At 60.2% G+C, this 24548-nt stretch carries 14 protein-coding genes, 2 tRNA genes and 3 rRNA genes; 16 read left to right on the forward strand and 3 right to left on the reverse strand.

Features of this window, described 5'->3' with window-relative positions:
- Window positions 1-8: 8 nt before the first annotated feature.
- Window positions 9-1709 carry a phenylacetic acid degradation protein PaaN gene (paaN, locus tag CJU94_RS07510; protein WP_095418153.1) on the reverse strand — a complete coding sequence of 567 codons (1701 nt, stop codon included), beginning with the start codon at window positions 1707-1709 and terminating at the stop codon, window positions 9-11.
- A gap of 137 nt (window positions 1710-1846) precedes the next feature.
- Here paaN and CJU94_RS07515 point away from each other — a divergent pair, with 137 nt between their 5' ends.
- From CJU94_RS07515 to rrf, 6 genes are all read left to right on the forward strand, one after another.
- A complete protein-coding gene (locus tag CJU94_RS07515; protein ID WP_095418154.1) occupies window positions 1847-2623 on the forward strand; it encodes an enoyl-CoA hydratase in 777 nt (258 codons plus the stop codon).
- 477 nt (window positions 2624-3100) lie between these two features.
- Window positions 3101-4633, forward strand: a 16S ribosomal RNA gene (locus tag CJU94_RS07520).
- A 78-nt stretch (window positions 4634-4711) separates the two neighbouring features.
- Window positions 4712-4788: transfer RNA gene (locus CJU94_RS07525), tRNA-Ile, on the forward strand.
- A 65-nt stretch (window positions 4789-4853) separates the two neighbouring features.
- Window positions 4854-4929 (forward strand) — tRNA-Ala (locus tag CJU94_RS07530).
- A gap of 317 nt (window positions 4930-5246) precedes the next feature.
- Window positions 5247-8124: ribosomal RNA gene (locus tag CJU94_RS07535) — 23S ribosomal RNA — on the forward strand.
- A gap of 230 nt (window positions 8125-8354) precedes the next feature.
- A 5S ribosomal RNA gene (gene rrf, locus CJU94_RS07540) occupies window positions 8355-8467 on the forward strand.
- The 16S, 23S and 5S rRNA genes sit together here with 2 tRNA genes alongside, the layout of an rRNA operon.
- A gap of 190 nt (window positions 8468-8657) precedes the next feature.
- On the opposite strand, the gene CJU94_RS07545 is transcribed toward rrf, so the two are convergent.
- The gene (locus CJU94_RS07545; protein WP_095418155.1) at window positions 8658-9854 is read right to left on the reverse strand and encodes a M20 aminoacylase family protein; all 1197 of its coding nucleotides are present in this window, start codon (window positions 9852-9854) and stop codon (window positions 8658-8660) included.
- A 180-nt stretch (window positions 9855-10034) separates the two neighbouring features.
- Here CJU94_RS07545 and CJU94_RS07550 point away from each other — a divergent pair, with 180 nt between their 5' ends.
- Together CJU94_RS07550 and CJU94_RS07555 are read left to right on the forward strand one after the other, a co-directional pair.
- Window positions 10035-12113: a molybdopterin-containing oxidoreductase family protein gene (locus tag CJU94_RS07550; RefSeq protein WP_095418156.1), complete on the forward strand. Its 2079-nt coding sequence runs from the start codon at window positions 10035-10037 to the stop codon at window positions 12111-12113.
- A gap of 146 nt (window positions 12114-12259) precedes the next feature.
- A complete protein-coding gene (locus CJU94_RS07555; RefSeq protein ID WP_095418157.1) occupies window positions 12260-13933 on the forward strand; it encodes a long-chain fatty acid--CoA ligase in 1674 nt (557 codons plus the stop codon).
- A 216-nt stretch (window positions 13934-14149) separates the two neighbouring features.
- Here CJU94_RS07555 and CJU94_RS07560 read toward each other — a convergent pair whose 3' ends face one another.
- Window positions 14150-15319 carry a porin gene (locus CJU94_RS07560; protein WP_095418158.1) on the reverse strand — a complete coding sequence of 390 codons (1170 nt, stop codon included), beginning with the start codon at window positions 15317-15319 and terminating at the stop codon, window positions 14150-14152.
- Between the two features lie 303 nt (window positions 15320-15622).
- Between CJU94_RS07560 and coq7 the strand changes: the two genes are divergently transcribed.
- The 8 genes from coq7 (at window position 15623) to mraY (ending at window position 24531) form a co-directional block, all read left to right on the forward strand.
- Complete coding sequence (gene coq7 / locus CJU94_RS07565) at window positions 15623-16261, forward strand: 2-polyprenyl-3-methyl-6-methoxy-1,4-benzoquinone monooxygenase (RefSeq protein WP_095418159.1); 639 nt, start codon at window positions 15623-15625, stop codon at window positions 16259-16261.
- A 523-nt stretch (window positions 16262-16784) separates the two neighbouring features.
- Entirely contained in the window at window positions 16785-17213 is a 429-nt protein-coding gene (mraZ, locus tag CJU94_RS07570) for a division/cell wall cluster transcriptional repressor MraZ (protein ID WP_091798777.1), read from the forward strand.
- Window positions 17214-17228: 15 nt separating this feature from the next.
- Window positions 17229-18182, forward strand: coding sequence for a 16S rRNA (cytosine(1402)-N(4))-methyltransferase RsmH (gene rsmH / locus CJU94_RS07575; RefSeq protein WP_095418160.1), 954 nt, complete (start codon window positions 17229-17231; stop codon window positions 18180-18182).
- Entirely contained in the window at window positions 18179-18529 is a 351-nt protein-coding gene (gene ftsL, locus CJU94_RS07580) for a cell division protein FtsL (RefSeq protein ID WP_095418161.1), read from the forward strand. Before rsmH ends, ftsL begins: the two co-directional genes overlap by 4 nt.
- Complete coding sequence (locus CJU94_RS07585) at window positions 18526-20391, forward strand: peptidoglycan D,D-transpeptidase FtsI family protein (RefSeq protein ID WP_095418162.1); 1866 nt, start codon at window positions 18526-18528, stop codon at window positions 20389-20391. Before ftsL ends, CJU94_RS07585 begins: the two co-directional genes overlap by 4 nt.
- A complete protein-coding gene (locus CJU94_RS07590) occupies window positions 20388-21935 on the forward strand; it encodes a UDP-N-acetylmuramoyl-L-alanyl-D-glutamate--2,6-diaminopimelate ligase (protein ID WP_095418163.1) in 1548 nt (515 codons plus the stop codon). The genes CJU94_RS07585 and CJU94_RS07590 overlap by 4 nt, the downstream gene beginning before the upstream one ends.
- Window positions 21932-23344 (forward strand): UDP-N-acetylmuramoyl-tripeptide--D-alanyl-D-alanine ligase, encoded by a 1413-nt coding sequence (locus CJU94_RS07595; protein ID WP_095418164.1) that lies wholly within the window; start codon window positions 21932-21934, stop codon window positions 23342-23344. Before CJU94_RS07590 ends, CJU94_RS07595 begins: the two co-directional genes overlap by 4 nt.
- A 17-nt stretch (window positions 23345-23361) precedes the next feature.
- Window positions 23362-24531 carry a phospho-N-acetylmuramoyl-pentapeptide-transferase gene (gene mraY / locus CJU94_RS07600; RefSeq protein ID WP_095418165.1) on the forward strand — a complete coding sequence of 390 codons (1170 nt, stop codon included), beginning with the start codon at window positions 23362-23364 and terminating at the stop codon, window positions 24529-24531.
- Window positions 24532-24548: the final 17 nt, after the last annotated feature.

Consider the following 24548-nt stretch of genomic DNA (forward strand, 5'->3'; position numbering starts at 1 on the left):
TATGCCATTCAGCCAGCTACCGCCGGCGCCGCTTTCGGTTCAACATGAACGCGGCTTTGAACTACGCGGAAGCGATTCGCCACGAAGGCCGCGTCAGCCAGCGCGGCATTGGCCGCCGGGTTGGCGCCCGTGCCGTGGAAGTCCGAAAAGGCCGCAGACTGGTTGACGAACACACCGCCGGTCAGATTGATCGACAGGGCTACGCCACCGCGGATCGATGCCTCGTGCGCCTGTTCGAGCACGGTTTCGTCCGTGCTGTAGATCGACAGCGTCAACGCACCGTGTTCAGCCGCGATTGCGCCGGCAAGATCGAGCGACTGCGCAGTCGAGTCCGTCGCAATGACGAACGAGATCGGGCCGAACCATTCTTTGGTGAATTGCGCATGGTCGGTCGCGGCATCCAGTTGGACCACGAGCGGTGTGCGCACACGGGCGCCGGCAAAAGCGGGATGCACGAGCGACTGGCTCTCAGCGAGAACGCGGCCGAGTTTTGCGGCTTCGCCGATGCGTTGGGCCACGCCTTCGTTCTGAATCGCGCCGAGTAGTTCGACCGCGCGCGCGGGGTCGGAGACAAGCTTTTGCACCGCGCCGGCAATGGCTTGCGCGACTTCGTCAAAGCCGAGCGTGCCTTCCGCCGTGCGGATGCCGCCGCGCGGCACGTAGATGTTTTGCGGCGCGGTGCACATCTGGCCCGAGTACAGCGCCAGTGAGAAGGCGATGTTGCGGGCAGCGGCTTTGATGTCGTCGACCGAGTCGATCACGATCTGGTTTACGCCGGCTTTTTCCGTGTAAACCTGCGCCTGGTGCGCATTGCGCTCGAGCCACGTGCCGTTTTGCGTGCTGCCCGTGAAGTCGATGAGCTTGATTTCGGGACGCAGGGCCAAATCCTGGACGAGCGCGCCGTCGTTCGGTTCGGTAGCCAGCAAGGTAACGACGTTCGGATCGAAACCCGCTTCGCGCAGAACGTCGCGCGCAATTCGCACAGTCAGAGCGAGCGGCAGAATTGCGCCCGGATGCGGCTTGACGATGACGGTGTTGCCTGTGGCCAGGTCGGCGAAGAGGCCCGGATAGCCGTTCCATGTCGGGAACGTGCAGCAGCCGAGTACAAGGCCGGTGCCGCGCGGCACGATGGTGTAGCGCTTGTGCATCGCAAGCGGAGGATTTTTGCCTTGCGGCTTTTCCCAGTGGGCCTCGCCGGGAATGCGGCGCAATTGGTCCCACGCGTACACGACGGCTTCGAGCGCACGATCTTGTGCGTGCGGGCCGCCGGCCTGGAAGGCCATCATGAATGCCTGGCCGGTCGTGTGCATCACGCTGTAACCAATTTCGAAACTGGCGCGATTCACGCGCACAAGGATTTCGAGGCACACGCCGATCCACGCCTGCGGGCCGGCGGCGCGCCAGTCGCGCTGGGCTGCGGCCGCCGCCGCGATCAGTGCGGCGGGGTCGGCCTTCGGGTAGCGGATACCGAGCGGAAATCCGAACGGCGAGACCTCGGCCCCGACCGTTTCGCCCGTCGACGGCTGGTCTAACTGGAACGTCGCGTTGAGATGGGCTTTGAATGCGGCTTCGCCGTCTGCGTTAGCTGTTTCCCCGTACACTTTCGGACTGGGCATTTCGACGAACGGGCTCCAGTAGCCGCGCGTTTCGATCGCAGTGAGCGCCTTTTGCAGTGTGTCTTCGTGCTTGGTGAATAGCGGATGTGTCATGGCAGAGGGGCTTGGCTTGTACGTTGGGGAAAGCCTGTCGAATAATTGACCGACCGGTTGGTTGGGGAATGTTAGCATTATTAGGATGGCCGCGCGAAGTGTTTTCGCGCGCGATTTTTCTACCCATAGGAGGCGGCATGGCTTACGAGAACATTCTGGTTGAGACGCGGGGACGGGTCGGGTTGGTCACGTTGAATCGCCCGAAGGCGTTGAACGCTCTGAACGACGCGTTGATGGATGAGTTGGGCGCGGCGCTGCGCGAGTTCGATGCCGATGACGCGATCGGTGCGATCGTGGTCACGGGCAGCGAAAAGGCGTTCGCGGCTGGTGCCGACATCGGCATGATGTCCACTTACACCTATATGGATGTCTATAAGGGTGACTACATCACGCGCAACTGGGAAACGGTTCGCTCCGTCCGCAAGCCGATCATTGCCGCGGTGGCCGGCTTCGCGCTGGGCGGGGGCTGCGAGCTGGCGATGATGTGCGACATCATTTTTGCCGCCGACACGGCAAAATTCGGTCAGCCGGAAATCAAGCTCGGCATCATGCCGGGTGCCGGAGGTACGCAGCGTTTGCCGCGCGCCGTCTCCAAGGCGAAGGCAATGGACCTTTGCCTGACCGCGCGCTTCATGGATGCCGCGGAAGCCGAGCGTGCCGGGTTGGTGTCGCGCGTGATTCCGGCTGCTTCCCTGGTCGACGAGGCGATAGCTGCGGCTGCCACGATCGCTGAATTCCCGCTGCCGGCCGTGATGATGGTGAAGGAATCAGTCAATCGCGCCTATGAAACGACGCTCGCGGAAGGCGTGCATTTCGAGCGCCGCCTGTTCCACTCGCTCTTCGCCACCGAAGATCAGAAAGAAGGCATGGCTGCGTTCGTGGAGAAGCGCAAGCCGGTTTTCAAGCATCGTTAATACGCTTGTCAAAATAACGCTTGCAAGGCGGTGTCCGGCTCGCTAGAATCTCGCTCTTTCGTGCTTCGGTCAACGGGGCGCGGGAGGCGGGAGAGCCAGCAGTGGCAAGGCTTTCAGCGGAGTGGGCGGGTTGAGAAAGTTAGAAAAACCTGTTGACGACGCAGCGAAAGTTCTCCATAATCTCGTTTCTGTGCTGCTGATGCAGCGACGCAGAACGAAGCGGTGCCGGGTAGCTGGAAGTGCGGTGCTGGTTCGGTAGTGAATGCGGACTCGATCTTTAAAAATTAACAGCCGATAAGTGTGGGCGCTTGATGCGCGATGCGGGCTGGATTCTCCGGAATCTGGCGCAAAGCAAAAGTATCAAGTCTCACACAGTAATGAAAGGAAGGTTTGACTGTCGCAAGATGGTTGGATCATTCGTCAGTACGTTGAGTGAGCGACCGGGTTCGGAAGAGCCCGAAAAACAGTAACAGGTTTGAACTGAAGAGTTTGATCCTGGCTCAGATTGAACGCTGGCGGCATGCCTTACACATGCAAGTCGAACGGCAGCACGGGGGCAACCCTGGTGGCGAGTGGCGAACGGGTGAGTAATACATCGGAACGTGTCCTGTAGTGGGGGATAGCCCGGCGAAAGCCGGATTAATACCGCATACGATCTTTGGATGAAAGCGGGGGATCCTTCGGGACCTCGCGCTACAGGGGCGGCCGATGGCAGATTAGCTAGTTGGTGGGGTAAAGGCCTACCAAGGCGACGATCTGTAGCTGGTCTGAGAGGACGACCAGCCACACTGGGACTGAGACACGGCCCAGACTCCTACGGGAGGCAGCAGTGGGGAATTTTGGACAATGGGCGAAAGCCTGATCCAGCAATGCCGCGTGTGTGAAGAAGGCCTTCGGGTTGTAAAGCACTTTTGTCCGGAAAGAAAACCTCTTGGTTAATACCTGAGGGGGATGACGGTACCGGAAGAATAAGCACCGGCTAACTACGTGCCAGCAGCCGCGGTAATACGTAGGGTGCAAGCGTTAATCGGAATTACTGGGCGTAAAGCGTGCGCAGGCGGTTCGCTAAGACAGATGTGAAATCCCCGGGCTTAACCTGGGAACTGCATTTGTGACTGGCGGGCTAGAGTATGGCAGAGGGGGGTAGAATTCCACGTGTAGCAGTGAAATGCGTAGAGATGTGGAGGAATACCGATGGCGAAGGCAGCCCCCTGGGCCAATACTGACGCTCATGCACGAAAGCGTGGGGAGCAAACAGGATTAGATACCCTGGTAGTCCACGCCCTAAACGATGTCAACTAGTTGTCGGGTCTTCATTGACTTGGTAACGTAGCTAACGCGTGAAGTTGACCGCCTGGGGAGTACGGTCGCAAGATTAAAACTCAAAGGAATTGACGGGGACCCGCACAAGCGGTGGATGATGTGGATTAATTCGATGCAACGCGAAAAACCTTACCTACCCTTGACATGTATGGAATCCTGCTGAGAGGTGGGAGTGCCCGAAAGGGAGCCATAACACAGGTGCTGCATGGCTGTCGTCAGCTCGTGTCGTGAGATGTTGGGTTAAGTCCCGCAACGAGCGCAACCCTTGTCCCTAGTTGCTACGCAAGAGCACTCTAGGGAGACTGCCGGTGACAAACCGGAGGAAGGTGGGGATGACGTCAAGTCCTCATGGCCCTTATGGGTAGGGCTTCACACGTCATACAATGGTCGGAACAGAGGGTCGCCAACCCGCGAGGGGGAGCCAATCCCAGAAAACCGATCGTAGTCCGGATCGCACTCTGCAACTCGAGTGCGTGAAGCTGGAATCGCTAGTAATCGCGGATCAGCATGCCGCGGTGAATACGTTCCCGGGTCTTGTACACACCGCCCGTCACACCATGGGAGTGGGTTTTACCAGAAGTGGCTAGTCTAACCGCAAGGAGGACGGTCACCACGGTAGGATTCATGACTGGGGTGAAGTCGTAACAAGGTAGCCGTATCGGAAGGTGCGGCTGGATCACCTCCTTTCTCGAGCTAACGCGTCAGGTGTTGAGCGCTCACGCTTATCGGCTGTGAAATTGAAGACAGATACGCAGACAGACTCAGGGGTCTGTAGCTCAGTCGGTTAGAGCACCGTCTTGATAAGGCGGGGGTCGATGGTTCGAATCCATCCAGACCCACCACTGATTCTGCGGTGGCTGACCGGTGAAACCCCTGGGATGAAAGCAGATCTGATCTGTGCATGACTGGGGGATTAGCTCAGCTGGGAGAGCACCTGCTTTGCAAGCAGGGGGTCGTCGGTTCGATCCCGTCATCCTCCACCAATCCTCAATGCCAAGGGTTCAGTTGAACTGAATGTTTGGCATTGGCGATTGAGCCAGTCAGAGTGATACGCGGTTATAGCAACTGCGATATCGGCTGTCGTTCTTTAACAATCAGGAAGAAGTAGTAAAGAGATTCACGAAAGTGTACTTAGAGATGGGTGCGCAAGTAGGTGAATCAGGGTTGTGATTGTATCAATGTATGAAAAGGTGATCGAAAGATTGCCTTGGAATACGGCGCAACACGAATACTCAACCTGTAGCGATTGTGGCGAGCGTGTGATTCCCAGTGGATCACACATGAGACACACCCGTTATAGGGTCAAGCGAACAAGTGCATGTGGTGGATGCCTTGGCGATCACAGGCGATGAAGGACGCGGTAGCCTGCGAAAAGCGGTGGGGAGCTGGCAAACGAGCTTTGATCCACCGATATCCGAATGGGGAAACCCGGCCCGTATGGGTCATCCGTAGCTGAATACATAGGCTACGTGAAGCGAACGCGGTGAACTGAAACATCTAAGTAACCGCAGGAAAAGAAATCAACCGAGATTCCCAGAGTAGTGGCGAGCGAAATGGGACCAGCCTGTACTCTTTATCTTCATTGTTAGTCGAAGGCTCTGGAAAGTGCCGCCATAGCAGGTGATAGCCCTGTAGACGAAAACAGCGAGGAAGAACTAGGTGTACGACAAGTAGGGCGGGACACGTGAAATCCTGTCTGAAGATGGGGGGACCATCCTCCAAGGCTAAATACTCGTGATCGACCGATAGTGAACCAGTACCGTGAGGGAAAGGCGAAAAGAACCCCGGGAGGGGAGTGAAATAGATCCTGAAACCGCATGCATACAAACAGTCGGAGCCTCGTAAGGGGTGACGGCGTACCTTTTGTATAATGGGTCAGCGACTTACATTCAGTGGCAAGCTTAACCGATTAGGGCAGGCGTAGCGAAAGCGAGTCCGAACAGGGCGTTCAGTCGCTGGGTGTAGACCCGAAACCAGGTGATCTATCCATGGCCAGGATGAAGGTGCGGTAACACGTACTGGAGGTCCGAACCCACTAACGTTGAAAAGTTAGGGGATGAGCTGTGGATAGGGGTGAAAGGCTAAACAAACCTGGAAATAGCTGGTTCTCTCCGAAAACTATTTAGGTAGTGCCTCGTGTATCACCTTCGGGGTAGAGCACTGTCATGGTTGTGGGGTCCATTGCGGATTACTACGCCATAGCAAACTCCGAATACCGAAGAGTGCAATCACGGGAGACAGACATCGGGTGCTAACGTCCGGTGTCAAGAGGGAAACAACCCAGACCGCCAGCTAAGGTCCCCAAATATTGCTAAGTGGGAAACGAAGTGGGAAGGCTAAAACAGTCAGGAGGTTGGCTTAGAAGCAGCCATCCTTTAAAGAAAGCGTAATAGCTCACTGATCGAGTCGTCCTGCGCGGAAGATGTAACGGGGCTAAGCAATATACCGAAGCTGCGGATGCACATTTATGTGCATGGTAGGAGAGCGTTCCGTAAGCCTGCGAAGGTGCATTGAAAAGTGTGCTGGAGGTATCGGAAGTGCGAATGCTGACATGAGTAGCGATAAAGGGGGTGAAAGGCCCCCTCGCCGTAAGCCCAAGGTTTCCTACGCAACGTTCATCGGCGTAGGGTGAGTCGGCCCCTAAGGCGAGGCAGAAATGCGTAGCTGATGGGAAGCAGGTTAATATTCCTGCACCATTGTTAAATGCGATGGGGGGACGGATCGCGGAAGGTTGTCCGGGTGTTGGAAGTCCCGGTCCTTGCATTGGAGAAGGCGCTTAGGCAAATCCGGGCGCGGAATTCAAGGGTGCGAGGCCATTCACTTCGGTGAAGAAGCAACTGGAAGTGGTTCCAAGAAAAGCCTCTAAGCTTCAGTTTAACAAGACCGTACCGCAAACCGACACAGGTGGGCGAGATGAGTATTCTAAGGCGCTTGAGAGAACTCGGGAGAAGGAACTCGGCAAATTGGTACCGTAACTTCGGGATAAGGTACGCCCCTGTAGCTTGACTGGCCTGCGCCAGAAGGGTGAAGGGGTTGCAATAAACTGGTGGCTGCGACTGTTTAATAAAAACACAGCACTCTGCAAACACGAAAGTGGACGTATAGGGTGTGACGCCTGCCCGGTGCCGGAAGATTAAATGATGGGGTGCAAGCTCTTGATTGAAGTCCCGGTAAACGGCGGCCGTAACTATAACGGTCCTAAGGTAGCGAAATTCCTTGTCGGGTAAGTTCCGACCTGCACGAATGGCGTAACGATGGCCACACTGTCTCCTCCCGAGACTCAGCGAAGTTGAAGTGTTTGTGATGATGCAATCTCCCCGCGGCTAGACGGAAAGACCCCATGAACCTTTACTGTAGCTTTGCATTGGACTTTGAACCGGTCTGTGTAGGATAGGTGGGAGGCTTTGAAGCGTGGACGCCAGTCTGCGTGGAGCCGTCCTTGAAATACCACCCTGGTTTGTTTGAGGTTCTAACCTTGGTCCGTTATCCGGACTGGGGACAGTGCATGGTAGGCAGTTTGACTGGGGCGGTCTCCTCCCAAAGTGTAACGGAGGAGTACGAAGGTACGCTAGGTACGGTCGGAAATCGTGCTGATAGTGCAATGGCATAAGCGTGCTTAACTGCGAGACCGACAAGTCGAGCAGGTGCGAAAGCAGGTCATAGTGATCCGGTGGTTCTGTATGGAAGGGCCATCGCTCAACGGATAAAAGGTACTCTGGGGATAACAGGCTGATACCGCCCAAGAGTTCATATCGACGGCGGTGTTTGGCACCTCGATGTCGGCTCATCTCATCCTGGGGCTGTAGCCGGTCCCAAGGGTATGGCTGTTCGCCATTTAAAGAGGTACGTGAGCTGGGTTTAAAACGTCGTGAGACAGTTTGGTCCCTATCTGCCGTGGGCGCTGGATATTTGAAGGGGGCTGCTCCTAGTACGAGAGGACCGGAGTGGACGAACCTCTGGTGTACCGGTTGTCACGCCAGTGGCATCGCCGGGTAGCTATGTTCGGAAGAGATAACCGCTGAAAGCATCTAAGCGGGAAACTCGCCTTAAGATGAGATATCCCCGGGGCTTCGAGCCCCTTGAAGGGTCGTTCAAGACCAGGACGTTGATAGGTCAGGTGTGGAAGCGCAGTAATGCGTTAAGCTAACTGATACTAATTGCCCGTAAGGCTTGATCCTATAACAGGTGTGTCTTGCGATGATCGTTAGTGCTTCAGCACTTACGAGCATCCCACCCCCGAAGGGGGCACGCGTGAACTCCAGATGGGGCACGCAGAACGCACGGTTGAGATCAGTGTTGTGCCAACAGAAACAACACAACCCCACGCTCTACCCTGGTGAGCATCACCAGAAACTACTTCTTCCAGATTGGCTGGGCTGTCCCCGGGACAGCCGAGCAACAAGTCATGCCTGATGACCATAGCGAGTCGGTCCCACCCCTTCCCATCCCGAACAGGACCGTGAAACGACTCCACGCCGATGATAGTGCGGATTCCCGTGTGAAAGTAGGTAATCGTCAGGCTCCCCAGCAGCATCAGAAACCCCACCCCAAAAAGGTGGGGTTTCTGCGTTTACGGCCGCTGAAACTCAGAACAATCGAAACTCGCTGATCTGCTGTATTAACGCCTGAGCGAGTTCCTCGAAATGCTATTCCCCCAGTGCGACGAGCTAAAGGTGCGAATTAATCACCACCTTTAGCTCGAGAAATAATTCTATTTCTCTTGCGCCAGGAATCGTTGCGCAAGCTGCACCCAGTACGTCGCACCGATCGGCAACAAATCGTCGTTAAAGTCATAGCTCGCGTTATGCAGCATGCACGGACCCGCCCCGTGCCCCGAATCCCGATGGCCGCCGTCGCCATTGCCCAAAAATGCATAGCAGCCCGGCTTGGCGAGCAACATGAAGGAAAAGTCCTCCGCGCCCATCGTCGGTTCAACCGCATCGTCGACATTTTCCGCGCCGACAATTTCCTTCATGACTGCCGCCGCGAAGCGCGCTTCTTCGCCACTGTTGATCGTTGGCGGATAGTTTCGGTGGAACTGAATGTCGACGGAACAATCGTAAGCTTCCGCCGTGCTTTCTGCGATCTTGCGCATGCGCGCTTCGATCAGATCGAGGGTCTCTGTCGTAAACGTCCGCACCGTGCCGGCGATCCACGCATTGTTCGGGACGACATTGACTGCATCGCCGGCGTGAATCTGAGTGATTGACAGCACTGCGGTGTCGAGCGGTTTCTTATTCCGAGTGATGATGCTCTGTAGTCCGTTCGCGATCTGAACCGCTGTGAAAACGGGATCGCGACCGTTGTGCGGCATCGCCGCGTGCGAGCCGATGCCCTTGATTTCAATGCGAAATTCGTTGCTCGATGCCATGATCGGACCTTCGGTTACACCGAAGTGACCCGCGGCCATCCCCGGCCAGTTATGGATGCCGAAGACCGCGTCGACCGGAAACTTTACGAACAGGCCGTCGTCGATCATGGCCTGCGCGCCGGCGCCGCCCTCCTCGGCGGGTTGGAAGATAAACACGATCGTGCCATCAAATTCACCATGTTTGACCAGATGCCGCGCAGCGCCGAGAAGCATTGCGGTATGTCCATCATGGCCGCAGGCGTGCATTTTTCCGTCGTTTTTCGACCGATGATCGAAGCTGTTCAGTTCCTGAATCGGCAACGCGTCCATATCGGCCCGCAGACCAATGGAGCGTGAGCCGTTGCCGCGTTTCAATACGCCGACCACACCGGTTTTGCCCAGTCCTCGATGCGTCTCGATGCCCCACGATTCAAGGGTTCGCGCAACCAGATCTGCCGTTGCGGTCTCTTCGTAACGTAATTCTGGATGGGCGTGGATCGTTCGTCGAAGGGTCTGGATTTCGCCGTGAGCGGCCTGGATTTCGGGGATCAGTTTCATGATGGAGTGATGAGGCGAGTGTGCTTTGGCTTGCGTGGAATCGCTCGGGGCCACGTTGGCCCGGGCACGGTGATAACCGATTCTACGCCGAAGGCATTTTTGGCGGGACAGTGCAGGCCGGCTGGCAATTGACGTAATAGAATCCCCCATTGCTCTACTGCTCACCTGGACGGACCGCCGATGAATGCTCCGACTGAACACGCTCGCCTCGTATGCCCGCACGACTGTCCTGACACCTGTGCGATGCGCGTGAGGGTCGACGGCGGTCGCGCGATCAAGGTCATCGCGGATCCCGACCATCCTCCAACGCAAGGTGCGCTGTGCACCAAGGTCAGCCGCTATGCTGAGCGCGTGCATCATCCGCAGAGATTGACGACACCCATGAAGCGCGTCGGCCGTAAAGGCGAAGGCCATTTTGAGCCGATCAATTGGGGTGAAGCGTTCCAACTTGCCGCTCGCCGCCTGTCGGAGATTGCGAGCCGCGCGCCGGAGGCGATCCTCCCTTATAGCTACGCCGGCACCATGGGCCTGGTTCAGGGCGACAGTATTGCGCAGCGATTCTTCCACAAGCTCGGCGCATCGCAACTGGATCGGACGATTTGCGCAGCCGCGGGTGCGGCTGGGCTGAAGTACACCTATGGCGCGAGCCTTGGCATGCTGACGGAGTTTTTCGACGAGAGCGAAGTCATCCTCATCTGGGGCTCGAATCCCATCGCATCGAGCCTCCATTTCTGGACGCGCGCCCAGCAGGCCAAACGTCGCGGTGCGCGGCTGATCGCGATTGATCCGTACCGTTCGCTGACGGCCGAAAAATGCCACCAGCACATCGCGTTGAAACCCGGCACCGACGGCGCGCTGGCACTCGGCATGATCAACGTGTTGATTGCGGAAGATCTGCTCGATCATGCTTACGTCGAGGCCCACACGCTAGGTTTCGATGAACTGAAAGCCCGTGCGCTCAATTACCCGCCGTCGCGTGCTGCCGAAATTTGCGGTATCGATGAGGACGTGATCGTGGATCTTGCGCGACTTTACGGCAGCACGAAAAAGGCCGCGATTCGCATGAACTACGGCCTGCAACGAGTGCGTGGCGGCGGCAACGCCGTGCGCGCGATCGCGTGTCTGCCGTCCCTGACGGGTGCGTGGCGCGAGAGAGCGGGGGGCGTATTGCTGTCGTCGGCCGGCTGGGCGCCGGTCGACTCGCACGCGTTGCAGCGTCCGGACCTGATGCCGGGTTGGCCGACCAAAACGAGCCGTGTCATCAACATGAATGCGATCGGCGATGCGCTCTTGCACCAGGGCGACGCGACGTTTGGCCCGAAGCTCGAAGCGATTGTCGTCTACAACTCGAACCCCGTGGCCGTCGCGCCGGATTCCGAGCGAGTGGCCGCGGGTTTCGCGCGCGAAGATCTGTTCACGATCGTCCTGGAGCATTTCCAGACCGATACGGCCGACTACGCCGATCTGCTGCTGCCTGCGACCACCCAGCTCGAGCACCTCGACGTCCACAAGTCGTACGGCCATACGCACGTGATGGTCAACCTGCCGGCAATCCCCCCGGTCGGCGAAGCGCTTCCCAACACGGAGATTTTTCGGGGCATCGCGCGTCATATGGAGCTTGATGAGCCGGCTCTGTTCGAGAGCGACGAGACCGTCGCCCAGGCGGCCTTCCGCTGGCAAGACAGCATGCTCGAGGGTGTGAATTGGGCGAGGCTGAAGCAAACGGGCTGGGCGCGCCTGAACCTGCCCGATGCGCCGTTCGCCGAAGGCGGTTTCCGCACGCCGTCCGGCAAATGCGAGTTCTACAGCGAGCGTCTCGCTCAGCAGGGACTCGACCCGCTACCGGACTATCTGCCACCGTACGAATCCGCTGACGGGGCACCGGAACTGGCCGCTCGCTATCCGTTGGCCATGATCTCGCCTCCGGCCCGCAACTTCCTGAACAGCACCTTTGTGAACGTTGAAAGCCTTCGCTCTACGGAAGGTGAGCCGCATCTCGACATGCATCCGGCCGATGCGCAACCGAGAGACATCATCGACGGCGATCAAGTGCGCATTTTTAACGATCGCGGCTCGATGCAGGCGCGCGTCCGTCTGACCGATAAAGCCCGCGAGGGGCTCGTGGTCGGCCTGTCGATCTGGTGGAAGAAGCTTGCGCCCGACGGCCGCAATGCCAATCAGGTCACCAGCCAGGCGCTCACGGATCTGGGCGGATCCGCAACGTTCTACGACTGCCTCGTCGAGGTCGAGCGCGTCTGAAGCACGCCTGATCGCCCCACGGCGCTCGTCTTTCGCAGGTTCGAGGCTGCAGTCTAACCCGGCCGCTTTTCGCAATTAGCACCGAGGTGCCCATGCTACGATGCGTTTTTAGCACGACCATTCGAAAATAAAGGAGGAGACGCTGCATGGACAAAATCTGGCTGAAATCTTATCCACCCGGCGTTCCCGCAGAGATTGACCCGACCCGCTATTCATCGCTCGGAGAGCTTCTGGAAGAGGCCTTCCGCGAGCACCGCGCCAAGCCGGCGTTCGTCTGCATGGGCAAGGCGATTAGCTATGGCGAGCTCGACGCGCTCTCGCGCAAGCTGGCAGCGTGGTTTCAGTCGAAGGGCCTTGTCCGCGGCGCGCGCATCGCGATCATGATGCCGAACGTGCTGCAATACCCAGTGGCGATCGCCGCTATCCTGCGCGCGGGTTACGTGGTCGTGAACGTGAACCCGCTTTACACCCCGCGTGAGCTGGAGCATCAGCTCAAGGACAGCGGCGCGGAAGCGATCATTCTGCTCGAAAACTTCGCAGTTACGCTGCAGGCGATCGTACGCAATACCTCGGTCAAGCATGTCGTCGTGGCCGCGATGGGCGATCTGATGGGGATCAAGGGCACGCTGGTCAACTTCGTCGTGCGCAAGGTGAAGAAGATGGTGCCGGCGTGGAGCCTGCCGGGCCACGTCAAATTCAATACCGCAATCGCGGAAGGTGGGCACCAGAACTTCAATCCGGTCCGGCAAGGTCCGGACGATGTCGCCTTTCTGCAGTACACCGGCGGCACGACGGGCGTAGCCAAGGGCGCGACGCTGCTGCATCGGAACCTGATCGCCAACGTGCTGCAGTCCGAGATCTGGCTCGACCCGGTGCGCGCGAATCGCACGGACATCGATCAGTTCATCACTGTTGTGGCATTGCCGCTGTATCACGTATTTGCGCTGACCGTCTGCGGGTTGCTGACCATCCGTACCGGCGGCCTCGGCGTGCTGATTCCGAATCCGCGCGACATTCCAGGCATGATCAAGGCGCTGGAAGGGTATCCGATCACGACTATTCCCGCCGTCAACACGCTGTACAACGCCATGTTGAACAGCCCGGACTTCCATAAGCTCGATTTTTCGAAGCTGATCGCCGCGAACGGCGGTGGTATGGCGGTGCAGGAGGCTGTCGCCAGGCGCTGGTACGAGCACACGCACACGCCGATCATCGAGGGCTACGGGTTGTCTGAAACGTCGCCCTGCGTGACCTGTAATCCGGTGACCGTCACGGAATACAGCGGGACGATCGGCTTACCGCTGCCGTCGACGGAAATCTCGATTCGCGACGACGAAGGCAACGAAGTGCCGCTCGGCCAGCCCGGCGAAATCTGCATTCGCGGCCCGCAAGTGATGGCGGGTTACTGGAACCGGCCCGACGAGACGGCGAAAGTGATGACGCCGGACGGCTTCTTTAAATCGGGCGATGTCGGCCTGATGAATGAAGGTGGCTTCGTCAAGATCGTCGACCGGAAGAAGGACATGATTCTCGTGTCCGGTTTCAACGTCTATCCGAACGAAATCGAAGACGTGGTCGCCAAACTGCCGGGCGTGTTCGAAGTCGCCGCGGTCGGCGTGCCGGATCAGCATTCGGGCGAAGCGGTGAAGCTGTTCGTCGTGAAGAAGGACCAGGCTCTCACTGATGCGGACATCTTCGCGTATTGCAAGCAGCAACTGACCGGCTATAAGCGGCCGAAGATCGTCGAATTCCGCACCGAACTGCCGAAGAGCAATGTCGGCAAGATTCTACGGCGCGAGTTGCGCGACGGGCGGGTCTAAGCCGGATCGAGCGCTGATCACGGAAGAAGCCAGCGCGAAGCAGCGTGTAGTGGGCAATTCGAATGAGCCCAGCAGATACAGGTCTGCCGGGCTTTTTGCCGCTGGCGCCATCGCTGTCGTGATGCGACGCCAGCCAGGCCGAAGGGCGATACGCGGCCAACCATAAAAAAAGGCGCCCGAAGGCGCCTTTGAGGCAAACTGCTTTATTACGACTTATTAGAACTTGTGGCGGATACCAACGCGAGCTGCGAGTTGGTTTTGGTTCGACGAACCCGACAGGCCGTTGATGCCTGCCGTTGCGTTGACCGTAGCGCCCGCTGCGTTGATCGTGTCGCCCAGAGCGTGTTGATACACGCCGATCACGTACACGTCCGTGCGCTTGGACAGGAAGTAGTCCACGCCAAGCGAGCCTTGGTGGTACTGAGCACGCGAGTTGCCGTTGATTTCCGCGCCGCGCGTGTAGTCATACGCTGCACCGACCAGCAATGCCGGGGTCAACTGATACTTGAAGTTCAGTTCTGCGTTGTTGAACGTAGCCGACTGGCCCTTGAACGGCGATGCGAACGAAGCGCCCAGGTTGCCGAAGCGGATGTTCGAGTACGTCACGCCAACCGTTGCTGCGCCGAACGTGTATGCGCCGCCTGCACCGATCACCTGGTACGTGTTAGCCGACGCGAAGCCAGCGTAGACCGGCGAGGTCACAGCTGCGGCCGGTGCTGCAGCCGTACCGCCGTTGTTGAACAGGCCACCCGAAGCTGCCGGGCTACGTGCGTTCAAATAGCCAACGCCCAACACGAGGGGACCGTTGTTGTAGCCAGCGCCCAACGACCAGATCTGGTTCGACGTGACGTTGCCGGCAACGCCGCCGAAGCTGTACGTGCCGCCGAACTTCAGGCCGCCGTAATCAACGCTGGTGTACTTGACCGTGTTGTTGGTGCGGTACGCGTTGTTGAAGTTGTCGATGTCGCCCGGGTGAGCAGCGATGTAGCCGCCCCACTGGTCGCCGGCTTCCAGCGGACCAACGTAGTCGACGACGGAGTCGTACTGACGACCCAGCGTGACCGTGCCGAATTGGCTCGACAGGCCGACGTAAGCTTGACGGCCGAACATCAGGCCGCCTTGACCCAGCTTGCCGTTGTTCACGTCAAAGCCGTTTTCCAACACGAAGATGGCCTTCAGACCGCCGCCCAGATCTTCAGTGCCACGCAGGCCGAAACGCGAGCCTTGCATAACGCCGCTGGACAGGTTGTACAGGTGCTTGCCACCCGAGTTGGTGTTGATGTTGAAGCCTTCGTCAATGATACCGTACAAGGTCACGCTGCTCTGAGCATGTGCGACGCCTGCGAATGCGCCCAGTGCTGCGAGAGCGAGAAGCGACTTTTTCATCGAATGATCTCCAAGGATTACGAATCTTTTGTACAAGGCGGAATATTTATCTAGCGTTGAGGCCTTGCTTGTCCAACTTCGCGAGAAGTTGCACGTAATGTAACAAAAGGCCTACATGGGACAAAGAAAAAGGAGCGGGGTAGGAACGCTCCTGTTTCGTTTACGCAACATGGTCTAAAATCAGAAGTTGGCCGCCCGATTCACCCGGTTTGAACGTTTTAGCGAGGCCGGTTTTGCGCTGTAAAGCCTTGTGGCGCGGGCCGGGCGGATCGGTGAGGCGGTTGTTGAATGAGGGAGCATCGAATGTTTCTGGACGAGTTGATTAGCGAGTTTGATCGGGGTTTACGCTCAATGACCGGCGTGTCGCGGATGAGTCGTCCGTTGCCCGTTCCGCAAGAATCTCCGGTGACGGCAGCAGTGCCCGAACTCTCGCCGGCAGAGCGGGCCCACTCGGCTGGATTGATGCGCGTGAACCATGTCGGCGAGGTGTGCGCCCAGGCGCTGTATCAGGCTCAGAAACTCGCCACCAAGTCGCCTTCGTTGCGCGCCGTGTTCAATCGCGCTGCGATCGAAGAGGAGGATCATCTCGCGTGGACGGCGAGGCGCCTCCAGGCGCTCGACTCGCGTCCCAGCCTGTTGAACCCGGTGTGGTATGTCGGCGCGCTGGCGATCGGCCTCGCGGCAGGGCGCATGGGTGACCGCGTCAGCCTCGGCTTCATGGCCGAAACCGAGCGGCAGGTCGAACAGCATCTCGACAGCCATCTGGACCAATTGCCGGCAGCCGACCGCGAGTCGCGCGCCATCGTCGAGCAGATGCGCGTGGACGAGGTGGAACACGGCAAGGCCGCGACGGAGGCCGGCGGGGTCGAACTGCCGTTCCCCGTCCGCGCGTTGATGCGCGCCGTGTCGAAAGTCATGACTCGCACTGCCTATTACATATAAGTTCGAGACTTCCAAGTACGTACCGCCTGAAAGTGGAACGGCGCATCGCGCGCCGTCCGCCTGAAGTACCCGCAGACCCCATCCGGCACATCCCGATCCCGCTTGACGATCTCTTTCATTCCGCGCCTTTCCCCCGCACTTTTCACGTATCACCTTCACAAGTTGCACTAGCTCATTCATTTATAACGGTTTTCCGTTTTATGTCTGACATGAAGGAGTCGCGCTAAGTCCTTGTTCTAGCAACAAAAATTCGCCGGAAAAGCACGCATCTCCCTTGACCCCTGTTTAGCGTTCCTCTAAAGTGGGAGACAGTGTGAGAAAGTGTATTTTTGTGTGATCTCGCAAGCAGTTTCGGGTAGATTTTCACGAATCGGGCAGCCGGCGCCGCAACGCGCCGCGAGAGCAATCAGGTTGCGTGGGCCGGCATTCAGCGCTGAAAGCGCCGACTCCGGTCGGGCGCAGCGAACTGCATAGGACCGGGTAAGCGCTGAAGCGCCAAAGCCGGTCGACAGGGGAGAGCGAAGTGTTCCAAGGGGCGTCGGCGCTGACGCTCGATGCGAAAGGGCGGATGTCTATTCCCTCTCGTTATCGGGATGCGCTGCAAACACAGGCAGAGGGCCGGGTGACGATCACCAAGCACCCGGACGGCTGCCTGTTGCTCTTTCCGCGCCCGGAGTGGGAAATCTTTCGCGACAAGGTCGACAAGCTGCCCATGAACGCGACCTGGTGGAAGCGCATTTTTCTCGGTAACGCAATGGACGTTGATATGGACGGCGCAGGGCGCGTGCTCGTATCGCCGGAATTGCGCACGGCCGGCGGGCTGGAAAAAGAAGTGACCCTGCTCGGCATGGGTCGTCACTTCGAGTTATGGGACGCACAGACTTACGCCGCGAAAGAACAGGCGGCAATGGCAGAGGGCATGCCCGACGCCTTGAAAGATTTCACGTTCTGATCGCGGTTTACATATATGGCACCTGCGATGGGAAATGAATTGCAGCATCGCACGGTGCTGCTGGAAGAAGCGGTTCAAGCGCTGGTCACACGCGCGGACGGCATCTATGTGGACGGCACGTTCGGGCGCGGTGGTCACAGTCGGCTGGTGTTGGAGAAGCTGGGTGAGTCGGGGCGTCTGATCGCTTTCGACAAAGATCCGCTTGCCATCGCCACGGCTCAGCAGATCACGGATCCGCGCTTTGGCATCGTGCATGAGAGTTTTGCTTCTCTGCGCACCGCGATGGCGGAGCGCGGCGTAGGACGGGTGTCGGGCGTTTTATTGGATCTGGGCGTGTCGTCGCCGCAAGTCGACGATCCGGAGCGGGGCTTTAGCTTCCGCGCCGACGGCCCGCTCGACATGCGGATGGACCCGACGCGCGGCGAATCGGCAGCTGACTGGCTGGCGCGGGCCACGGTGCAGGAATTGACGGAGGTGATACGAGATTATGGGGAAGAACGGTTTGCTTTTCAGATTGCAAAGGCGCTTGTTGCTCGCCGGGCAGAGTCCGACCGTCTTGGGCCTCTCGTCAGCACGGGCGAGCTTGCCCAAATCGTGGCTAACGTCGTCAAAACCCGTGAGAAGGGCAAGGATCCGGCAACCCGCACCTTTCAAGCTATACGGATTCACATCAATCAAGAGCTTGCGGAGCTGCAAGTCGTTTTAGAAGCGGCGTTGTCGCTGCTGGAGCAAGGGGGGCGGCTGGTGGTCATCAGCTTTCATTCGCTCGAGGACCGGATCGTCAAGCGATTCATGCAGGCGCACGCCAGTACGCCTGCGGTGGATCGCCGTCTGCCGATTCGCGCAGTCGATCTGCCGAGCCCCCCGCTCAAGATCATCGGCCGTGTGTTCGCGAGCGACGCTGAAGTCGCCGCGAACCCGCGCGCCCGTTCTGCCGTGATGCGTGTGGCGGAGCGGATCGCGCCATGAACCGCCTCAATATCTTCCTGCTGATTATCGTGATGGGCTGCGCCTTGTCTGTCGTCAACGCTACCAATCAGCAGCGTCAGATCTTTATCCAGTTGCAGCGCGCTCAATCGCAGGAGCGCCAGCTGCAGCAGGACTATTCACAACTTCAATATCAGCAGAGCGCGCTGTCGAAAACGTCGCGCATCGAGCAGATCGCCACTGATTCCCTGAAGATGCAATCGGTTACGACCGGCCGCACCCAGTACCTCACGCTCGATCCGGGCGCGGCAAAGGCTGAAGATGCGCCGATCCCGACGTCCGGCCCGGCCTCGGCGCCGGCGGCGACCCGTCGCGGAGGCGTGCGATGAAAAAATCGTCGGCTCGCAAGAGCGTGGCTTTCTCGGCCAATCCGATCCTGTCGGTGCGTCTGCCGATGTGGCGCTCCAAGCTCGTCGTGTTCATGCTGTTCATGGCGTTCGTCGCGCTCACGGCGCGCGCGTTCTGGATCCAGGGCCCGGGCAACGCGTTCTATCAGAAGCAGGGTGAAATCCGCTATCAGCGCCGGCTCGAATTGCCGGCCACGCGCGGCAAGATTCTCGACCGCAACGGTCTCGTGCTGGCCACGAGTCTTCCGGTGCGGGCGATCTGGGCCATCCCTGAATCGGTGCCGGACGACCTCGGCGCCGACAAGCTGACTTCGCTCGGCAAGTTGCTGGGCATGACGAACAAGGAACTGCGCACCAAGTTGTCGGAGGACAAAACCTTCGTCTACGTGAAACGCCAGGTGCCGGTGGACATCGCGGAAAAAGTCACCGCGCTGGAGATTCCCGGCATTTACGCGCGCGCCGAGTACAAGCGCTTCTATCCGGAAGGCGAGATCACGGCCCACCTGATCGGCTTCACCAATGTGGAAGACGAAGGCCAGGAAGGCGTCGAACTCGGCGATCAGAAGCTGCTCGCCGGCGTGTCGGGCAGCCGCCGCGTGATCAAGGACCGCATGGGCCACATCATCGAGGACGTGGACGAGCAGGTGGTGCCGCACAACGGCAAGGACGTGGATCTCTCGATCGACAGCAAGATTCAATACATCGCTTATACGAACCTGAAGGCAGCCGTCGAAAAATTCAAGGCGAAGGCCGGCGCGGCGATGGTGATCGACGTGCGTACCGGCGAGGTGCTGGCGCTCGTCAATTACCCCACGTACAACCCGAACGACCGTTCCCACCTGACCGGCGACCAGCTGCGCAATCGCATCCTGACCGACACGTTCGAGCCCGGCTCGATCATGAAGCCGTTCACGGTCTCGCTTGCGCTCGATCTGCACCGCGTCACGCCGACTACACTGGTAGATACGGGGCCGGGCCGGTTCGTGCTCGACGGTGCGCCGATTACCGACGACAGCGCGTTCGGCGTGCTGACGGTGGGCGGCGTGATCCAGAAGTCGAGCAACATCGGCGCGACGAAGATCGCCATGCAGCTCAAGCCCGAAGAGATGTGGAACATGTACACCAGCATCGGTCTCGGCCAGGCGCCGAAGGTCGGCTTCCCGGGCGCGGCGGCAGGCCGTCTGCGTCCGTGGAAGAACTGGCGCCGCATCGAACAGGCGACCATGTCGTACGGCTATGGTCTGTCGGTGTCGCTGTTCCAGTTGGGCCGCGCTTACACCGCGATCGCGCATGACGGCGAGATCATGCCGGTGTCGATCTTCCGCACGCCTGGCGATCAGCCGGCTACCGGCCCGCAAATCTTTGCGCCCACCACCGCGCGCGAAGTGCGCGCGATGCTCGAAACCGTCACGGCGCCGGGCGGCACGTCGCCGGATGCGGCGGTGCCGGGCTATCGTGTCGGCGGCAAGAGCGGTACGGCGTACAAGCACGGCGCGCACGGCTACGACCACTCCAAATATCGCGCGTCGTTCGTCGGCATGGCGCCGATGCCGAATCCGCGCATCGTCGTGGCCGTTTCGGTCGACGAACCGACGGCGGGCAGCCACTTCGGCGGCCAGGTGTCGGGTCCGGTGTTCTCGGGCATCGTCGGCGATACGTTGCGTTCGTTGAATGTGCCGCCGGACATGCCGGTCAAGCAAATGGTGGTGTCCGACGACTCCGCCCCGGCCGCGCCGGGCGCGCCCGCCACGCCTGCCACGGCCAAGAAACTCTCCACCAGCGCCGGCGCTAAAAAGATGACGATTTCCGCGAACGCGAAAAGCCACCCGGGAGTCGTGCGATGAGCTTGCTGCGTCAGAAGCATCCCGCGCAGCGGCAAATCGCCGACGCTCTCGCCTGGCTGCACGCGCACGTGCAGCCAGGCGAGCATCTGCACGCCGACACGCGTTCGCTGGCGGTGGGCGACGCGTTTTTCGCCTACGCCGTGGACGGCGCGGACAACCGCGCGTTCATCGAGGGTGCGATCGAACGGGGTGCCTCCGCCGTGCTGGTTCAGCCCGAGGGCTTCAGCGGCGCGATCGATCCGTCCAACACGCTCGCCGTGCCGGCGTTGAACGAACTCGCGGGTTCGATCGCGAGCGGCTGGTACGACAACCCGAGCGACAGCATGCTGACGGTCGGCGTCACCGGCACGAACGGCAAGACCTCGTGCAGCCAGTGGGTCTCGGCGGCGTTGACCGCGCTCGGCACGCGTTGCGCGATCATCGGCACGCTCGGCACGGGTCTGCCTGGCCACCTCGTGCACACCGGCTTCACGACGCCCGACGCCCCGCAACTGCAACGCAGCCTCGCGCAATTGCGCGACGCCGGCGCGCAGGCGGTCGCCATGGAGGTGTCGTCGCACGCGCTGCACCAGGGGCGCGTGAACGGCACGGCGTTCGACATCGCCGTGTTCACGAACCTCACCCAGGACCATCTCGACTATCACGGCACGTTCGAAGCCTACGAAGCCGCGAAGGCACGCCTCTTCGCCTGGCCGGACCTGCGCGCGGCGGTGATCAACCGCGACGATGCGGCCGGCCGCCGTTTGCTCGCCAGCACGCAAGGCCACGCACGCACGATCGCCTACGGGCTCGACGGCACGGTGCAAGATGCGCCGCAAGCCGATGCATTGCTGCTCGCTTCGAATGTGCGCGCCACCGCCACGGGCACTGCCTTCCATCTGAGCACCTCGGAGTGGGGCGACGCCGAAGTCGAAGTGCAAACGCTCGGCGAGTTCAATGTGAGCAATCTGCTCGGCGTGCTGGGCGCGTTGCTCGCCGCCGACGTGCCGTTCGAGGCCGCGCTGGCCGAACTGGCGAAGCTCGAATCGGTGAACGGCCGCATGCAGCGTCTGGGTGGCCGCTTGCAGAACGACGAGCCGCTCGTCGTGATCGATTACGCGCACACGCCGGACGCGCTGGAAAAGACTCTGGAAGCGCTGCGCCCGATGGCGGCCGCGCGCGGTGGCGAACTGATCTGCATGTTCGGCTGCGGCGGCGACCGCGACGCGACCAAGCGTCCACTAATGGGCGCGATCGCCGAGAAGCTCGCAGACGGCGTGGTGGTGACCAGCGACAATCCGCGCAGCGAGGATCCGCAATCGATCATCGAGCAGATCGCGGCGGGCATGAAGGACGCGTCGAAAGCGCGCCGTATCGAGGACCGCGCAAGCGCGATCCTGCAAGCGATCCGCAGCGCCGCGCGCGAAGACGTCATCGTGCTGGCCGGCAAGGGGCACGAAGCAACACAGGAAATCATGGGCAAGAAACGCGCTTTCTCCGATCAGGATCACGCTCGCCTTGCGCTGGCCGCGCGCGCGACGCATGCACGCGGAGGTGGCGAATGAGCATGTTCTCGCTGCGTGAAGCCGCCGCGCTGATTCCAGGCGCGACCGTGCTCGGCGACGATACAGTCGCGTTCGAGCGCGTTTCCACCGACAGCCGCAGCGCCGGACCGGGCGACCTGTTCGTCGCGATCAAGGGCGACCGGTTCGACGCGCACGACTTCCTGCCGGACGTGGCCGCGCGCAACGTGACGGCCGTGCTCGTCACGCGCACGCCGCAAGCGTGGCATGTGCCGGCGCTCAAAGTCACGGACACGCGCGTCGGTCTCGGTGCGCTCGCACGCGGCTGGCGCCGCCAGTACAGCATGCCGCTCGTCGCCGTGACGGGCAGCAACGGCAAGACCACGGTCAAGGAAATGATCGCGTCGATCTTTGCGGCCGCGGTCGGCGCCGACGCGCGTCTTGCCACGGCGGGCAACTTCAACAACGACATCGGCTTGCCGCTCACGCTGTTTCGTCTGCACGCCGCGCATCAACTGGCGGTGGTCGAACTCGGCATGAACCATCCCGGCGAAACCTCGCTGCTCGCGAAGATCGCGGAGCCGACGGTTGCCGTGGTGAACAACGCGCAGCGCGAGCATCAGGAATTCATGGCCACGGTCGAAGCGGTCGCGCTCGAACACGCAAGCGTGATTCACGCGCTCTCGCCGGAAGGCGTCGCGGTGTTCCCGGCGGATGACGCCTACGCGAGCATCTGGCGTGTGGCCGCAACCGGCAACCGGATCATGGACTTCGCGCTGAATTCCGCCGAGCGGACCACCGAAGCGGCAGTCACCGGCACGTTCGCCGGCAACCTCTTGAGTATCGGCACGCCGCAAGGCCGGCTCGAAGTCACGTTGCAAGTGCTCGGCAATCACAACGCGCACAACGCGTTGGCCGCAACGTCGGCGGCGTTGGCCGCGGGCGTGTCGCTCGACGCCGTCAAGCGTGGTCTCGAATCGTTCGGCGCCGTGAAAGGCCGCTTGCAGGTGAAGCAGGCGGTGCTTGGCACGCTCGCCGGCGCCACCGTGATCGACGACACCTACAACGCCAACCCCGATTCGATGCGCGCCGCGATCGACGTGCTCGCCTCATGCGCCGCGCCTCGCGTGCTGGTGATGGGCGACATGGGCGAAGTCGGCGACAACGGTCCGGCGTTTCACCGCGAAATCGGCGCTTACGCCAGGGAGCGCGGTATCGACGCGCTGTACGCCATGGGTGACGCCTCGCGCGACGCCTGCACCGCGTATGGCACGAGCGCGCATCACGTTGCCGATATCGGCACGCTGGTCGCGCAATTGCAGCAGGCCGGTTTCGGTTCTGCCGCAACGCTTCTCGTGAAAGGCTCGCGTTTCATGCAGATGGAGCGCGTGGTGGACGCCGTAACGAGTCCACAACCCAACGCCGCGGGCAGTACGCCCGCCGCACATTGAAATAGAAGGACCGAAGCATGCTACTGGCGCTGGCGCAATGGCTGCAGAATGACGCAAGCTTCTTGCGCGTGTTCAGTTATCTGACTTTCCGCGCGGTGATGGCGACCATCACCGCGCTGCTGATCGGGCTCGTCTGCGGCCCGGCGGTGATTCGCAAGCTGACCGCCATGAAGGTCGGTCAGGCCGTTCGTAAAGACGGCCCGCAAACTCACCTCGTCAAATCTGGCACGCCGACCATGGGCGGCGTGCTGATTCTGCTCGGCATTGCCGTGGCCACGCTGTTGTGGGCCGACCTGACCAACCGCTTCATCTGGATCGTGATGCTCGTCACGTTCGGTTTCGGCGTGATCGGCTGGGTCGACGATTACCGCAAGGTGGTCTACAAGGATCCGCGCGGCATGTCGTCGCGCGAAAAGTATTTCTGGCAGTCGGTGATCGGCCTGTTCGCTGCCGTGTACCTCGCGTTCAGTGTGTCCGAAGCGAGCAACGTGCGCGTGTTCGACCTGTTCATGGCATGGGTGAGGAGCGGCCTTTCGATGGGCTTGCCGGCGCGCGCCGACCTGATGCTGCCGTTCGTCAAGTCGATCAGTTATCCGCTCGGCGTGTGGGGCTTCATCGTGCTGACGTACCTGGTGATCGTCGGCGCGAGCAACGCGGTCAACCTCACCGACGGTCTCGACGGTCTCGTGATCATGCCGGTCGTGCTGGTCGGCGCGTCGCTCGGCGTGTTCGCTTACGTGATGGGCAGTTCGGTCTACTCGAAATACCTGCTGTTTCCGCATATCGCCGGCGCGGGCGAATTGCTGATCTTCTGTTCGGCAATGGGCGGGGCAGGGCTCGCGTTCCTCTGGTTCAACACGCACCCGGCGCAGATGTTCATGGGCGACGTCGGCGCGCTCGCGCTCGGTGGCGCGCTCGGCACGGTCGCGGTGATCGTGCGTCAGGAAATCGTGCTGTTCATCATGGGCGGCATTTTTGTCGCGGAGACGCTGTCCGTGATGTTGCAGGTCACGTGGTTCAAATTCACCAAGCGCCGTTTCGGCGAAGGGCGGCGTCTCTTCAAGATGGCGCCGCTGCATCACCATTTCGAGTTGTCGGGGTGGAAGGAAACGCAGGTGGTCGTGCGTTTCTGGATCATCACGTTGATGTTGTGTCTCTTTGGTTTGTCCACGCTCAAACTGCGTTAAGCAGCAGGTAATTAAGG

The organism is Paraburkholderia aromaticivorans, from assembly GCF_002278075.1.
GTDB classification, from domain to species: Bacteria; Pseudomonadota; Gammaproteobacteria; order Burkholderiales; family Burkholderiaceae; genus Paraburkholderia; species Paraburkholderia aromaticivorans.